The sequence below is a fragment of the Thiomicrospira sp. ALE5 genome, from assembly GCF_900112445.1.
In the GTDB taxonomy this organism is placed as follows: Bacteria; Pseudomonadota; Gammaproteobacteria; order Thiomicrospirales; family Thiomicrospiraceae; genus Thiomicrospira.
Map to the genome: position 1 here is coordinate 863,534 of NZ_FOYY01000003.1, position 14,506 is coordinate 878,039.

Below are 14,506 nucleotides of genomic sequence, written 5' to 3' on the forward strand. Positions count from 1 at the left end.
GGACAAATGAGTGATTGGACATCAGGTTATGTAGCCGATATTGGCTATACCTATGGTTATTACAAAGAACTCAATCCACTGCGGATGCGCTTGGCCTTATTGAATGCCGGCATAGAACCACCCAAAGTCAGTACCGCCTGCGAACTTGGTTTTGGACAAGGGTTAAGCGCAGCGATCCATGCCAGCGCGGCGGTAGCGCAATGGTGGGGTAACGACTTTTTACCCTCGCAAGCCTTATGCGCACAAAACCTGGTCAATGCCAGTGGAGCCAATGCCCAGTTTACTGATGAATCCTTTGCCGAGTTTTTAGCGCGTGATGATCTGCCCAAATTTGACTTTATTTGCTTACATGGCGTGTGGACTTGGGTATCCAATGAAAACCGTCAACTGATCATGGCCTTTATCAAGAAAAACCTAAAGGTCGGCGGCGTGGTCTATGTCAGCTATAACACCCAAGTCGGTTGGGCGCAGATTATGCCTTTACGCCGTTTATTGGTACAGCATACCCAGCGCATGGGTGCACCGGGCGAAGGCAGTGCGCAACGGATTCGCCAAGCCTTGCAATTTGCTGATCAAGTTTTAAAAACCCAACCTTTGCACGCCACGGCCAATAGTCAGGTTGCGCCTAAACTGCAAGAATTGCTTGGTCAAGATCCCCATTATCTGGCGCATGAATATTTCAATCGCGATTGGCAACCGATGGATTTTGCCGATATGGCCGAGGTTATGGCGGAGGCCAAATTAGATTACGCGAGCTCGGCCAGTTATCTTGATCTCATTGAAGCGATTAACTTGTCCGCTGAACAACAACAATTACTTAATCAAATTGACGATGTGGCGCTCAGAGAAAACACGCGCGATTTTTGCGTCGATAAAAAATTCCGCAAAGATTATTGGACTAAAGGCGCACAAAGCCTCAATCCCGTTGAAGTGATTAATGGGCTGCGTGCCGAACGTGTGGTGATGACCAAACCACGCGGCGCGATTTCGCTAGTATTAGAAGGTGCGCTCGGTATTGCCGATTTAGCGGCTGATATTTACAACCCCATTCTCGACTATTTAGCTGATTACCAAGTCCACACCCTTGGTGAAATCGAACAGGCGCTGGCCAGCCACGGCAAGATTGGTTTGCAGGAAATTGTACAAGCGATGTTTATTTTTACCCATCGCGGTGAAATTCAATCGGCACAAAGTGACGAGGCTATTGCGGCAGTGAAAAATCGCTGTGATAAGTTTAACCAAGCGCTCATGGCTAAAGCCCATGGCAGTGCCAGTATTTATTTTTTAGCCTGTCCGGTCACCGGCGGTGGAATTGAAGTAGCACGTTTCAGTCAATTGTTTTTGCAAGGCTATCAACAAGGTCAGCAAACGCCTGAAGCCTTAGCCGAGTTTGTTTGGACGATTTTAGAACCCCTCGGTGAAGGGGTGATGAAGTATGGTCGCACGCTTGAGTCAGCCGAAGACAACTTGGCTGAATTGACCCAGCGCGCCAGCAATTTTATTAACCGCGAATACCCAATGCTTAAGGCGCTAGGGATAGGTTAAGCCTTTTCCAGCACCTCAATTGTGAGGTTGTGGTTGGTGTAAATACATAAATCAGCCGCAATGGTTAAAGCATTGCGGGTCAGCTCTTCGGCGCCCAATTCGCTATGACGCATTAAGGCCTGCGCTGCTGCGTGCGCATAGCTGCCGCCTGAGCCAATCGCGATAAAATCATCTTGAGGCTCAATGACATCGCCAGTGCCGGAAATCAATAGCATGGTGTCCGCATCAGCGACAATCATCATCGCTTCAAGTTTACGCAACGCGCGGTCGGTACGCCAATCTTTCGCCATTTCGACCGCGGCGCGCATTAATTGACCATTGTGGGTTTGCAAACGGCCTTCAAAGCGTTCAAACAGCGTAAAGGCATCGGCCGTTGCTCCGGCAAACCCGGCCAACACCTTGCCATCATACAAGCGGCGCACTTTACGCGCATTGCCCTTCATCACGATATGACCGAGCGTCACCTGACCGTCACCGCCTATGACCATTTTGCCATGGCGTTTGACACATAAAATCGTCGTTCCATAAATGGTATCCGAACGGTGTTCCATAAAGGTTTTCCTCTTTTCTACTTGGTTTTTCGCGCGCGTGGATGCGCCTTGTCATACACCTGCGCCAGATGTTGCATATCTAATTTGGTATATATTTGAGTCGTACTCAGTTGCGCATGACCCAATAATTCCTGCACCGCCCGTAAATCTCCGCTGGATTCTAACACATGGGTTGCACAGGCATGGCGCAAACGATGCGGACTGATACGGCTATCTAGACCGGCGGCTTGACCACGTTGCGCTAAACGCTTTTGCACACTGCGCACGGTCAGGCCCTTGCCTTGTTGACTAATAAACAACGCATCATCATGGCTAGCCCATTGCGGACGAATCTGCAACCAGACCTGCAAGGCGGTGATCGCAGTCCGCCCCACCATCGCAAGGCGTTGCTTATTGCCCTTGCCCACCACACTAATATAGCCTTCATCTAATTGGGTTAGGCTGTCCGGATAGCGCAAACTCACTAACTCAGCTACTCGGATCCCAGACGAATAAAGCAACTCAAACATCGCCTGATCACGCTGCGCCAAAGCGGTGTCAGCTGGCTGGTCTAATAGTTGTTGCATCTTATCCACTGAGACACTTTTTGGCAGCGGCTTATCGGCTTTGGGGGCTTGCACCCACTGCACGGGATTGTCCGCTACCCAACCTTGCCGAAGCATAAACTGATAAAAACGCCGCAAAGCTGACAAGTGGCGACGAATGGTACGTGGATGCAGCGCCTGTTCGCTCATGGCCATCACATACGCCTCAAAGTCTTGCAGCTTTTGCGCTGACCAAAAATCGTGACTGTTTAAGGACTTAGTGCCAGTACCCGCTTGGCACCAGGCCTGGTAAGCCAAAATATCACGCTGATAATTGGCAATGGAATGAGGCGAATAGTGTTGCGCATTTAACTCGGCCACCAAGGCGCTCAGACAAGCATCAATCGGTAGGATTTCGTGGCCCATATTAGGACTGACTCAGGGTTAATTCAGGCTCGGCGGGTAACGCATCATTAAACAAATTATTAAACTGTGAACTGACCAGCTCACCGAGTATCTTTAAAAAATAAATGCCTAAATCAGGCTGAAAACGATTACTGTGACTACCCAACGCCAGCACGCCCCACACCGATTGCCAACCCAAGGGCACACAGCACATCGACTCAATCGGTTCAGTGGTTTTAAATAAGCCTTGCTTCCATTGTGCTTCAATAAAGCCACACACCGGCTGCCCTGGCGTCAGGCTGGCCTTTAAACTCGCTACCCAATCTTGACGCACGCCTAGTTGCTGCAGGCCTGCTAAACTGGTATTGGGCAACTCCCAACTAAATAAGGTCACCTGTTCCACTGCAAACGGACCTTGCAACTGCTGATAAAGTGCATCCAAAGCCGCTTGTTGGGTGGGCGCTTGTAATAAACGCAAGGCTAAGTGATGCAGCTTTTGCATAATCACCCCGTTATCACCGGCAATACTGACCAATGAATCAACCTGATCCTGCAAGAGTTGCTTTTGCTGACGTAACTGCCACACCTGACGTTCTAGTAAGGATACCGCTTTACCTGACTCCGGATGGGGAATGCTAAGCTCATCTAGCAGGCCCGGAAAGATATGAAAAAACTGTTGGTTTTTAGCGAGATATTCCGCTACTTCATCGGCTCTCAGCCCTTTATTATCTGTGGTCATCTAAGTTCCTTCGTTCCAAAATGAAGCATCTAACTCCGCCGAAAAAACCGTCGCCACCGGACCGGTCATCCACAAAGGTTCATCCAGCTTGCCCGACCAACGAATCTGCAAATCACCGCCTGGCAAAGACACGGTCACTTGTTCGCTCACCTTATCCCACAAACGCAACACCGCCATCGCGGCACACGCGCCGGTGCCACAGGCTTGGGTTTCGCCTGCACCGCGTTCAAACACCCGCAATTTAATATGCTCGGCATCGATCAGTTGCACAAAGCCGACATTCACGCGCTCAGGAAAGCGCGGATGGGATTCTAACGCCGCACCCAGGTTTTCGACCGGTGCTTGTGCTACATCTTCAAATGGCATCAAGACCGCATGCGGATTGCCCATCGACACCGCACCGATTAACCAGGCTTGGTGATCAACATCAATTTGATAGGTCGGGGCTTGCTGCTCAGCCTCAAATGGCAAGGCGTTAGGTTCAAAACGCGGCACGCCCATATTGACGCGCACTTGGCCGTCGGCTTCCAAATACAACACAATCAAACCCGAGGCGGTTTCGACCGGAATTTCACGTTTTTGCGTCAGCCCTTGATCATAGACAAAGCGAGCAAAACAGCGTGCGCCATTGCCGCATTGTTGCACTTCCGAACCGTCGGCATTAAAAATCCGATAACGAAAATCGGCGTGGGTCGATTGCGGTTTTTCGACCACTAACAATTGATCAAAACCCACCCCCCAATGGCGATTGGCCAAGGCTTTCACCAGGCCTGGTGAAAATTCAGTCGACTGACTAATGGCATCGACCACCATAAAGTCATTGCCCAAGCCATGCATTTTGCTAAATTTGATATTCACTGCTTATCCTTATCACCTGCTTTCATCACCCGCGCTTAGTTGGCGCTACTGCTATGCTGCATAAAATCTAAAACATCTTGCTCACCGCCACGCATAATGACCGGCTGACTATGTCGCTTCAATTGATAATCGTACATAGGATCATAATAGTCTTGCAACAAGGGTGCAATCCAGCTTATATGAGCGACAAAATCACCCGTTGCTTGCTGCTCAATGCAGGCCTGCTCAAAAGCATGACTTAATTTTGTATAACCCACACCGCCAAGGCGTTTGGCAATCCTTGCAAACCGCGCTTGCATATGCGCCATCCACGCATTTAAACCACCAAATTCCAACTGCCCTTCAATCACATACTCTTGCAAAATATGTTGGCAGCGCGTGTCAAACGGCACCTCTAACACGATCCGCTGACCAGCTTTAATTGCATTAAACAAGGGCGCAGATAAATGTACCGAACCAATATTACGCGCTTCATCCTCGAAAACCCGTTGTCGGATTGGCTGCGCATTCAACTCAATCAAACGGTAGGCCAAACGGTTTTCAAAATCAATTTGCGAGGGTTGCGACCAAGCACGACCACCAAAACTCGAACCTCGGTGTTGGGCGAGTCCTTCTAAATCCACTGCACCGGGTAACTGTGCTAATAACGCCGTTTTGCCCGAACCTGTGCGCCCAGCGAGTATCCAAGAAGCCAATGCACCCTGCTCTAATGCCTCGGCCGCTTGATCAAGCGTGTCGATTAAATACTGGCGAAAAGCTTTGTAACCACCGGCAATACGCGCCACCTCCACACCGGCATCAGCGAGCCACTGTTGCGACGTACGCGAGCGCAGACCGCCCCGAAAACAATACAGCAAGCCATTGGGATGCTGGCTAAAAAAGGCTTGCCAGCTTGCTAAACGCTCTGCACGCAACTCACCCTGCACTAACTGGTGCCCCAATGCAATCGCCTGCTGCTGGCCGCGCTGTTTATAACAGAGTCCGACTTGATGACGTTCATCGTCATTCATAAGTGGTAAATTAGTGGCCTGTGGAATCGCACCTCGTTCAAATTCAACCGGCGCCCGCACGTCTAATAACGGGGTTTGCGCTAAGGCAATCGCGGCATAATTGTCCACTGTCGGTAACTCACGACTCATTGCACAACCTCGATAATCGGCGCATTGGGCTGATTTAACGCAGATTTGAAAGTCTGTCCAATCGGCTGTAAATCAACACCCTGTTGCTGGCACCAGGCCTGAAACGCAGTTCGCGCGCTTTGTTTAACCATCACCAGCAATCCGCCCGATGTTTGCGGATCACACAATAAACGCTGCGTCTGCTCATCCAAGGCCGCGACCTTGTCTTGGACACTGTGCCAATTACGCAGCGTGCCGCCCGGTACGCAACCCTGCTCTAAATAGGCGATAACATTGGGCAATAAAGGAATCGTCTTGGCATCTAAACGCGCACGAATACCACTTGCCTCGCAAACCTCTAGCAAATGTCCCAGCAAACCAAACCCGGTCACATCGGTAATACAGGTCACCCCATCAAAATCAGCTAAATGCGCCCCGATAGTATTTAACTGACACATACTATTGATGGCATGGGCTAGGTCAGCTGCGCTAATTTTTTGTTGTTTTTGCGCGGTGGTTAAAATCCCCACACCCAATGGTTTGGTCAGAAAAATATCACAATCTGCCTGCGCCATACTATTGGTTTTTAAGTGAGATTGGTTGGCTATACCGGTTACCGCTAAACCAAAAATTGGCTCCGGCGCATCAATAGAATGCCCTCCCGCTAGCGGAATACCGGCTTGCTCACAGACTTGGCGGCCGCCGGCAATCACCTCGGCGGCAATCTCTGGACTGAGCTTATCCATTGGCCAACCGAGAATCGCAATCGCCATTAAGGGCTGCCCACCCATTGCATAAATATCTGACAGCGCATTGGTCGCGGCAATACGCCCAAACGTATGGGGATCATCCACTATGGGCATAAAAAAATCGGTGGTCGATAACACCACTCGGCCATCGCCGATATCAAACGCAGCGGCATCGTCCTTCGCACCATGCCCCACCACAAGCCCTGGAAAATTTAGACTCGATCTTGCACCAGCTAAAATTGTATTAAGTTGGTTAGGCGAAATCTTACAACCGCAGCCCGCACCATGACTAAATTGCGTTAACAGCACATCCATTAAAATCACCTAAAAGCCTTATTATGACAGCAAACTAGCCGGATAACCATGTCATCTAACCCATTCATTGTTGACATTTTTACCCCAATTGCGCACATCATAGGGCTTCGAACAGCGGCCATTTGGACTATAATAGGAGCTTTAAATTTTTGATATTGAGGTGCGCAACCAGCATGATGACGCCAAAAGAAATAGTTCATGAACTCGACAAACACATCATCGGGCAAGATGACGCCAAAAAAGCGGTCGCCATTGCGCTGCGTAATCGTTGGCGCCGGATGCAGCTACCCAAAGAGCTGCGCACCGAAGTCACTCCAAAAAATATTCTAATGATTGGCCCAACCGGGGTGGGTAAAACCGAAATCGCCCGCCGGCTAGCCAAACTCGCCAATGCGCCTTTTATTAAAGTAGAGGCCACTAAGTTTACTGAAGTAGGTTATGTGGGGCGCGATGTCGATTCTATTGTTCGTGATCTGGTCGATAACGCCGTCAAAATGCAGCGCGAACAGGCCGTACAAAAAGTCAAGTCCCGCGCTGAAGATGCCGCCGAAGAACGCATTTTAGATATTTTACTACCGCCTGCACGAGGACGAGAAGACGATAGCCACGAAGCCATGGCTGACACACGCCAAAAATTCCGCAAAAAACTGCGTGAAGGGGCACTGGATGATAAAGAAATTGAAATCGACCTTAAAATGAGCCCTGCGCATGTTGAAATCATGGCGCCTCCTGGTATGGAAGACATGACTTCGCAACTACAAGACATGTTTCAATCATTAGGCAGCAACAAAAAACAAAAACGCAAATTGCCTATCAAAAAAGCCTTGCGCTTATTGGTAGATGAAGAAGCGCAGCGTTTAGTCAACGACGATGACATTAAAACTCAAGCCGTTGAAAACGTTGAACAAAATGGCATTGTATTTATCGACGAAATTGACAAGGTGGCCAAACGCAGTGGGGCCAGTGGCGGTGATGTGTCACGCGAAGGCGTACAGCGCGACCTACTGCCGCTTATCGAAGGCAGCACCATTTCAACGAAATATGGCATGATCAAAACTGACCATATCTTATTTATAGCCTCTGGAGCGTTTCATATCAGCAAACCCGCTGATTTAATTGCTGAGCTGCAAGGCCGCCTGCCGATTCGAGTGGAGCTAAAATCCTTGCGCGTTGAAGATTTTGTGCGCATTCTGACCGAACCGAAAGCGGCGCTAACCACCCAGGCAACCGCCTTATTAGGCACCGAGGGTTTCAATGTCAGCTTTACCCAAGAGGGCATTCAGCGCCTGGCTGAAATTGCGTATCAAGTCAATGAAAGCACCGAGAATATTGGCGCGCGCCGTTTGCATACGGTAATGGAACGCCTGCTTGAAGAAGCCTCTTATGATGCACCTGACCAGTCAGGTCAAGCTTTGGTTGTCGATGCGGCCTTTGTGGATGAGCGCTTAGGTGCCCTCGCAAAAGACCAGGATTTATCGCAATATATTCTCTAAGGACGGATTGAATGCCAAAACTTTTTGAATACCTTGGTATTATCATTATGTTTTATTCGAATGAACACGAGCCAATTCATGTTTATGGTAAGTTTCAAGGTATGGAAAACAAGGCAGAGTTAATCATAATAGATGGCAAGCTGGTCGATATTTTAATAAAAGAGGTGCGTGGCAAAAGACCGCTAGAACCTGCGAAACAAAAAGACTTTAAAGAATTTGTTGCTGCGTTTAGCGATCAAATTATCCAACGTTGGATTGATTACTTTGTTTATCACAAATCCATCACCTGTATTCATATTGAAGGGAGAGTAAAACGATGATAACCCTCAAAATTGATAAGGTTGATTATCTTGGTGACTATCAACTTAAACTATTTTTCAATGACGGAAAAATTCAAAAGATAGATTTTGCGCACTTTATAAAATCATCACTCAATCCAGCGATTAGCAAATATCAAGATCTCTCTTTATTTAAAGCCTATCGCCTTACAGATGGGGACTTAGAATGGGGAGATTTTGATCTCTGCTTCCCTATTGCTGATTTATATGACAACTGCCACATAGAGACACCAAGCCCAGAGGCGGCCTAATCATGCCTTACCCAACAGATATTACGCTCAAAAAAGCCTCTCGCCGGCTATTGATAAGTTTTGATGATGGGCAGACATTTGATTACAGCTGTGAGTTTTTACGGGTCTATTCACAATCTGCCGAAGTAACAGGCCACGCGCCCGGGCAAGAAACCTTGCAACTTGATAAACAGGATGTGGGTATTGAGGCGATTAGTCCGGTAGGCAACTATGCGATTCGGCTCCATTTTGATGATGGTCATGACAGTGGCCTTTACACCTGGGAACGTTTGTATGAACTTGGCCAAAATTACCAGGCCTGCTGGGTGGATTATTTACGCCGCGTCATGCGTGCCGGCCACAGCCACCCAGACTTAACGCGACTTAAAAAGGAAGCGGGAAAATGAACCAACAAGACCACAACACCATCGACTTTGGTTTTAGCCAAGTCCCCCTAAATGAAAAAGTCAAAAAAGTTAAAGGTGTATTTGACTCCGTCGCTGACAACTATGACCTGATGAACGATGTCATGTCGATGGGCATTCACCGACTGTGGAAACAACAAACGATCGCACTTAGTGGCGTACGCCCTGGTATGACGGTATTGGATTTAGCGGGCGGCACCGGAGACTTAAGCCTAGCAATGGCGAAAAAAGTCGGCAAAACCGGCACAGTGGTCCTCGCTGATATTAATGAATCCATGCTGCGTGTTGGGCGTGATCGCTTAATTGATGCCGGCGTTGGCAGCCAGGTCAAATTTAACGTCGCTAACGCCGAAGCCTTGAGTTTTCCAGACAATCATTTTGATGTGGTGACCATGGCATTTGGTTTGCGCAATGTCACCCATAAAGACCAAGCACTAGCTGAAATTTATCGTGTACTGAAACCCGGTGGGCAGGCACTTATTTTAGAATTTTCTAAAGTACATAGCCCGCTGCTGAGTCAAGCTTACGATGTTTACTCCTTTAAAATCCTGCCCAAAATGGGCAAGTTAATCGCCAAAGATGAGGCAAGTTACCAATATCTTGCTGAATCCATCCGCATGCATCCTGATCAAGACACTTTAAAACAGATGATGCTGGATGCCGGCTTTGATCGTGCCAGTTATATGAATATGACCGGCGGAATTGTTGCATTACACAGAGGATGGAAATTTTAATGACCACAGAGCGTGCCAAACGAGATTGGGAAGAAGATTTAGCGAAGCTAGTCGGCGATCCACTCGCCTTTCAAATAGGCTATCGCGTGCGCCAATTTAAAGACCAAACCCGTGCGTTTAAGGATGACGGCGAGCAGATGCTCAAAGAATATCTGCGTTATGAATTGGATCTATTACCGGCACGCACTGAATTCGAAACCTTTGCCCAGCAAGTCGCTGAACTTGACAACCGCCTTAATGAAATGGATGCGCGAATTCAACGTATGAACAACGCCATTAACCCTTAAAGACCTCTTATGAACCCCATCAAACAGTTATTTCGTTTAATCAAAATTAACCGGGTCATTACCCATTATCGACTCGATGAAATGGTGCTGGGCAACAGCAAATACCGCGCATTGATTTGGCTTAATCGTGTGCTTTTCCCTTGGAACTGGCGCGCGACCCACCAAGGTGATCGGGGTCTGCGCCTGCGCCTAGCCTTGGAAGAACTTGGACCGATTTTTATCAAACTCGGCCAAGCCCTCTCAACCCGTAAAGACCTGTTACCTGAAGACATTTCGGTTGAACTGACCAAACTGCAAGATGATTGCCCGCCGTTTGATGAAACCCGCTCACGTCAAATTATCGAAAAAGGACTCAAGCGCTCAATTGCTGAGGCCTATGCTGAATTTGAGGCCACGCCGATGGCTTCGGCGTCGATGGCGCAAGTGCATGCCGCCAAACTCCATAGCGGTGAAGACGTCGTCGTCAAGGTAGTGCGCCCCGATATTAAACCGGTGATTGAGCAAGATGTGTCCATTATGTTCAGCTTGGCCCGTTTGGTCGAAATCGCGGTTAAGGAAAGTCGCCGCTTACACCCCACCGAAGTGGTGAGCGAATTTGAAAAAACCATCCTCGATGAAATGGATATGATGCGTGAAGCCGCCAATGCTGCACAGCTTAAACGCAACTTTGAAGGCTCAGACCTACTGTATGTACCTGAAATCTACTGGTCGCACACCAATGAACACGTGATGACGATGGAGCGTATTTATGGCACGCGGATTTCTGAAACCGAAAAACTGATTGCACAAGGCATTGATCTGACCGACCTGTCAGCCAAGGGCGTAACGATTTTCTTTACCCAGGTGTTTAAACATAACTTCTTCCATGCGGATATGCATCCGGGCAATATTTTTGTGCTACCTGATGGTCGCTATGCCGCCATTGATTTCGGGATTATGGGTACGCTAACACCGGAAGATCAGCGTTATCTAGCCGAAAACTTTCTGGCATTTTTTAATCGCGATTATCTGCGCGTATCTGAGCTGCATATTGAATCTGAGTGGGTGCCAAAAGAGACCCGCGTTAATGAACTTGAATCCGCCATTCGCGCGGTCTGTGAACCGATTTGGGATCGTCCGTTAAAAGAGATTTCATTTGGTTTATTTTTAATGCGCTTATTCCAAACCGCACGTCGCTTTGGTATGGAGGTGCAACCGCAATTGGTGTTATTGCAAAAAACCCTATTAAACATTGAAGGCTTAGGGCGTCAGCTGGATGATGAATTGGATTTATGGGATACCGCTAAACCCTTTTTAGAAGACTGGATGAAAGAACGGGTTGGCCTAAAAAGCCTCGTCAAAAACACCAAGCGCAACCTACCATTTTGGATTGAAAACGCGCCGCAACTACCAGGCCTGGTGCATTCGGTGCTGAATAAAGCCGCGCATGGTCAATTAGAATTGCATTCCGGTCAAATCGCGCGACTCGAAAAAGCCTTGGAAAACCAAGCCAAACAACAACGCCGCCGAGCCATTGCCATCGCATTGGTTGGCGTAGCCATTTACTTAGAATTGCAAAACCATGGCCTAGACATGGCCGGCTGGATACAAGCAGCCCTACTGATTAGTGCCGCATGGTTAGTGCTTAAAACTGATAATTTAGACTCAAAGTAATACTACGGCCTTGATGCAAATAGCCATTGGCATAAGGAGCAACAGGCCTCTCTGCAAGCTTACTCAACGTAATATTAAGCGGTGATGGGCTGGCAACCTGCACATCAGTGAGATTATTTACAGCTAACCTAGCCCGCCAACCGCGGGCGGGTAACATATAGTTTGCTGCCGCATTCCATAACCAGTAACTCGGTAAATCATCACGGTCATCATAAGGCTCTAAGGCCAAAGGAGCGGCATGCGACACACTACCGGCTAAATGCAGCGCATCATTAAATTTATAATCCAAGCCTAAGCGGCCTAAATAAGGGCGAGACCCGACGACAGCATTACCGGAGAGGTCATCTGTTTGATTAAAGCTTAAATTTGCAAACCCTCGCCAACGCGAAGTTAACCGAAAATCACTATCCCATTCAATGCCACGCGCTCGGATTTGACTTAAGCCAGCATAATCTTGTTGACCAAAGTCGCTCGCACTCAATTCGTTAAAATAATGATAGTAATTTGTGCCCTGTGCCAGTTGGGCAAATTCAGAGTGGTACAAGCTTACCCGATGGGTTTGCGCATAACCGGCATATATATAATTTAGCTCATAGTGATCCGTTTGAGCTGCATAAGGCAAGCGCTCTCCTGGTTTTACACTACCCACATCGGTCACTTGATTAATTGGCGGCGTAATGTGACTCTGGCTGTACTGCGCCTTAAAAATATGTTGTGGTTCAACTTGCCAAACGGCAGCCAGCTTCGGTGTAATCTGAGCGACTTCAAGATCTTGCCATGGATTGCTGAGTTGTTGACCATCCTTTGATCGATCGGTATAGTTAATCCAGCTTTGCTGCCATCTTAATCCGGCCGTTAATGTAAAATCTTCACTCATCCGCCATTCATCTTGCACAAACAGCGCTAATGTATGCCTGCTATCACCGGTTGAACCTGAACGAGTTTTAACATTTTCATGATCGCTACTTGGCAGATTTTGGATGCCCTTTGCATTTGCATCTGTAATTTCCAACCAACGAAAATCTAAACCAAACAGGACGCGATGCGTATCATTGAGATCATAGATGAAGTGCTGCTCTAATTGAGCCTGCTGCTCTTGGACTTGGTTAACATAGGCTTGTTGATAAGTGTAAGGCACAATACTTTTTCTAAGTCTTTCTATACAGCGGGGCGGCTCACCTGCACAAGTCAAATCAATTAAAGCATCCAAACTAGCTAGTGATTCATCACTATAGTTTTTAGGTACATATAGCGTATCTAGATCATAACTCAATTGACTTAGCGACAACTGCGTGACACTGCGCAGATTATTGGTCAATGCCTGCTCATGATTCAAGCTGACTAGATAATCTTCATAGGTCTGCGCATAACGCTCGTCACTGGGCGGTAAAAACTCAATCACGCCATAAAAATCACCGGTGCGCAGGCGATTGTATGCAAAATTGAGCTGCGTTTGCTCGGATTGCCAACCTAGCTGCAGCTGCTCAAAGGCGCGCTGATTATTGACTCGGCCTGGGGCAACTGAATATTCCTCAAAACCAAATGTTAAGCCGGTGCGGTTATCAATGGCATCCGAAAACACCGTTACCGCATCACCTTCAGCGCGCACGCCCGTCGCCTGATGACCCCAAGCACTCAAATTAATGCGCACCCGTCCTGCGCCTAGGTCCGAGCCTTGAGAAATCGACGCACCACGATAACCATTCGAGCCAACGGCCAGATGGGCATGCGGCGTATCACGGGTAATAATATTTACCACACCGGCAATCGCATCTTCACCATGCACAACGGTTGCCGCACCGCGAATAATCTCAATCCGCTCAATCTGCTCAACCGGCATATGCAATAGGGTTTGCGCAAACCCCTGGCTCGCATGCACCGTATTAACGCCATCAAGCATGATTTTGACACTTGAATTAGAAAAGGCCGCACCCACACCGCGCATAACAATTACCCGCTGGCCTAGCAAATTAATTTGCATTTCGATATTAGGCGCTAAAGCTAAGGCTTCAGCTAAGGTTCGAACCCCGTAGTTAACCAAATTTTGACCATGTAACACGGTAATCGAACCCGGGACAAAGTCCGCATTCAGTTTTGTTCGCGTCACCAGCTCGGTTTGCTGATTTAAAAACGACTGCCACTCAGCCAATGCCTCGGCATCATCGAGTGCCCAACTGCTGCTAACCGTGCCCAGTAAAGAGCTGGTTAAACCTAAACCGAATAACCATTTTTTTAAACCATATCTTGTTACCAAGCCGAGTGCTCCCACATCACCATTTGTTTATTTGCGACCGCATAATCAAGTAATGCCTCAAGTGGCGCGAGTCGAACAGCCAAAGCAACACCATCTTCACCCCATTTGGCCGCCGTTTGCTGAGCCTGTTCTCGTGCTTTGATTAAATTTGCATAACTTACTCTCAGTTGCTCGCCGGATAAAGCACTCGGCAGCGCATCACTGGCACCCATTTTTTGTATCGCAAACTTGGCCAGATCATCGAACATTTTCACATCCGCATGATGCGGGGTACTAAATAGAATCATG

The 14,506-nt window shown here is 48.1% G+C and carries 16 protein-coding genes; 8 read left to right on the plus strand and 8 right to left on the minus strand.

What is annotated here, in order from left to right:
- The first annotated feature begins 6 nt into the window (after positions 1 to 6).
- The gene (locus tag BM293_RS04220) at positions 7 to 1,545 is read left to right on the plus strand and encodes a class I SAM-dependent methyltransferase (protein ID WP_093447043.1); all 1,539 of its coding nucleotides are present in this window, start codon (positions 7 to 9) and stop codon (positions 1,543 to 1,545) included.
- On the opposite strand, the gene hslV is transcribed toward BM293_RS04220, so the two are convergent.
- From hslV to selD, 6 genes are read right to left on the minus strand one after another with little or no spacing between them, the layout of a single operon-like run.
- Positions 1,542 to 2,096 (minus strand): ATP-dependent protease subunit HslV, encoded by a 555-nt coding sequence (gene hslV, locus BM293_RS04225; RefSeq protein WP_093447044.1) that lies wholly within the window; start codon positions 2,094 to 2,096, stop codon positions 1,542 to 1,544. The genes BM293_RS04220 and hslV overlap by 4 nt on opposite strands.
- Before the next feature lie 17 nt (positions 2,097 to 2,113).
- The gene (locus BM293_RS04230; RefSeq protein ID WP_093447046.1) at positions 2,114 to 3,046 is read right to left on the minus strand and encodes a tyrosine-type recombinase/integrase; all 933 of its coding nucleotides are present in this window, start codon (positions 3,044 to 3,046) and stop codon (positions 2,114 to 2,116) included.
- A gap of 1 nt (position 3,047) precedes the next feature.
- Positions 3,048 to 3,764: a DUF484 family protein gene (locus tag BM293_RS04235; protein WP_093447047.1), complete on the minus strand. Its 717-nt coding sequence runs from the start codon at positions 3,762 to 3,764 to the stop codon at positions 3,048 to 3,050.
- The gene (gene dapF, locus BM293_RS04240) at positions 3,765 to 4,622 is read right to left on the minus strand and encodes a diaminopimelate epimerase (RefSeq protein WP_093447049.1); all 858 of its coding nucleotides are present in this window, start codon (positions 4,620 to 4,622) and stop codon (positions 3,765 to 3,767) included.
- 35 nt (positions 4,623 to 4,657) lie between these two features.
- Positions 4,658 to 5,761, minus strand: coding sequence for a tRNA 2-selenouridine(34) synthase MnmH (gene mnmH, locus BM293_RS04245; protein ID WP_093447050.1), 1,104 nt, complete (start codon positions 5,759 to 5,761; stop codon positions 4,658 to 4,660).
- Positions 5,758 to 6,804 (minus strand): selenide, water dikinase SelD, encoded by a 1,047-nt coding sequence (selD, locus tag BM293_RS04250; protein ID WP_093447052.1) that lies wholly within the window; start codon positions 6,802 to 6,804, stop codon positions 5,758 to 5,760. Before selD ends, mnmH begins: the two co-directional genes overlap by 4 nt.
- Positions 6,805 to 6,977: 173 nt before the next feature.
- Here selD and hslU point away from each other — a divergent pair, with 173 nt between their 5' ends.
- Genes hslU through ubiB form a run of 7 tightly spaced genes read left to right on the plus strand, consistent with a single transcriptional unit; the run spans position 6,978 to position 11,964 of the window.
- Complete coding sequence (hslU, locus tag BM293_RS04255; protein ID WP_093447053.1) at positions 6,978 to 8,297, plus strand: ATP-dependent protease ATPase subunit HslU; 1,320 nt, start codon at positions 6,978 to 6,980, stop codon at positions 8,295 to 8,297.
- An 11-nt stretch (positions 8,298 to 8,308) separates the two neighbouring features.
- Positions 8,309 to 8,617 (plus strand): DUF4160 domain-containing protein, encoded by a 309-nt coding sequence (locus tag BM293_RS04260; RefSeq protein WP_093447055.1) that lies wholly within the window; start codon positions 8,309 to 8,311, stop codon positions 8,615 to 8,617.
- The gene (locus tag BM293_RS04265; RefSeq protein ID WP_093447056.1) at positions 8,614 to 8,886 is read left to right on the plus strand and encodes a DUF2442 domain-containing protein; all 273 of its coding nucleotides are present in this window, start codon (positions 8,614 to 8,616) and stop codon (positions 8,884 to 8,886) included. The genes BM293_RS04260 and BM293_RS04265 overlap by 4 nt, the downstream gene beginning before the upstream one ends.
- Positions 8,887 to 8,888: 2 nt before the next feature.
- Positions 8,889 to 9,272, plus strand: coding sequence for a gamma-butyrobetaine hydroxylase family protein (locus tag BM293_RS04270; protein WP_093447057.1), 384 nt, complete (start codon positions 8,889 to 8,891; stop codon positions 9,270 to 9,272).
- Positions 9,269 to 10,024: a bifunctional demethylmenaquinone methyltransferase/2-methoxy-6-polyprenyl-1,4-benzoquinol methylase UbiE gene (ubiE, locus tag BM293_RS04275; protein ID WP_093447059.1), complete on the plus strand. Its 756-nt coding sequence runs from the start codon at positions 9,269 to 9,271 to the stop codon at positions 10,022 to 10,024. The genes BM293_RS04270 and ubiE overlap by 4 nt, the downstream gene beginning before the upstream one ends.
- Positions 10,024 to 10,311 (plus strand): hypothetical protein, encoded by a 288-nt coding sequence (locus tag BM293_RS04280; RefSeq protein ID WP_093447060.1) that lies wholly within the window; start codon positions 10,024 to 10,026, stop codon positions 10,309 to 10,311. Before ubiE ends, BM293_RS04280 begins: the two co-directional genes overlap by 1 nt.
- Positions 10,312 to 10,320: 9 nt before the next feature.
- A complete protein-coding gene (gene ubiB / locus BM293_RS04285) occupies positions 10,321 to 11,964 on the plus strand; it encodes a ubiquinone biosynthesis regulatory protein kinase UbiB (RefSeq protein WP_093447062.1) in 1,644 nt (547 codons plus the stop codon).
- Here the strand turns inward: ubiB and BM293_RS04290 are convergent.
- Both BM293_RS04290 and BM293_RS04295 read right to left on the minus strand, forming a co-directional pair.
- The gene (locus tag BM293_RS04290; protein ID WP_093447063.1) at positions 11,936 to 14,218 is read right to left on the minus strand and encodes a TonB-dependent receptor; all 2,283 of its coding nucleotides are present in this window, start codon (positions 14,216 to 14,218) and stop codon (positions 11,936 to 11,938) included. The two genes, ubiB and BM293_RS04290, sit on opposite strands and share 29 nt — an antisense overlap.
- Entirely contained in the window at positions 14,212 to 14,505 is a 294-nt protein-coding gene (locus tag BM293_RS04295; RefSeq protein WP_093447064.1) for a DUF1840 family protein, read from the minus strand. The genes BM293_RS04290 and BM293_RS04295 overlap by 7 nt, the downstream gene beginning before the upstream one ends.
- Between the last annotated feature and the right edge of the window lies 1 nt (position 14,506).

Coding starts and splice junctions, on each gene's coding strand:
- BM293_RS04220 (WP_093447043.1), top strand. CDS start 7: ATGAGTGATTGGACATCAGGTTATGTAGCCGATATTGGCTATACCTAT.
- hslV (WP_093447044.1), bottom strand. CDS start 2,096: ATGGAACACCGTTCGGATACCATTTATGGAACGACGATTTTATGTGTC.
- BM293_RS04230 (WP_093447046.1), bottom strand. CDS start 3,046: ATGGGCCACGAAATCCTACCGATTGATGCTTGTCTGAGCGCCTTGGTG.
- BM293_RS04235 (WP_093447047.1), bottom strand. CDS start 3,764: ATGACCACAGATAATAAAGGGCTGAGAGCCGATGAAGTAGCGGAATAT.
- mnmH (WP_093447050.1), bottom strand. CDS start 5,761: ATGAGTCGTGAGTTACCGACAGTGGACAATTATGCCGCGATTGCCTTA.
- selD (WP_093447052.1), bottom strand. CDS start 6,804: ATGGATGTGCTGTTAACGCAATTTAGTCATGGTGCGGGCTGCGGTTGT.
- hslU (WP_093447053.1), top strand. CDS start 6,978: ATGATGACGCCAAAAGAAATAGTTCATGAACTCGACAAACACATCATC.
- BM293_RS04260 (WP_093447055.1), top strand. CDS start 8,309: ATGCCAAAACTTTTTGAATACCTTGGTATTATCATTATGTTTTATTCG.
- BM293_RS04265 (WP_093447056.1), top strand. CDS start 8,614: ATGATAACCCTCAAAATTGATAAGGTTGATTATCTTGGTGACTATCAA.
- BM293_RS04270 (WP_093447057.1), top strand. CDS start 8,889: ATGCCTTACCCAACAGATATTACGCTCAAAAAAGCCTCTCGCCGGCTA.
- ubiE (WP_093447059.1), top strand. CDS start 9,269: ATGAACCAACAAGACCACAACACCATCGACTTTGGTTTTAGCCAAGTC.
- BM293_RS04280 (WP_093447060.1), top strand. CDS start 10,024: ATGACCACAGAGCGTGCCAAACGAGATTGGGAAGAAGATTTAGCGAAG.
- ubiB (WP_093447062.1), top strand. CDS start 10,321: ATGAACCCCATCAAACAGTTATTTCGTTTAATCAAAATTAACCGGGTC.
- BM293_RS04295 (WP_093447064.1), bottom strand. CDS start 14,505: ATGATTCTATTTAGTACCCCGCATCATGCGGATGTGAAAATGTTCGAT.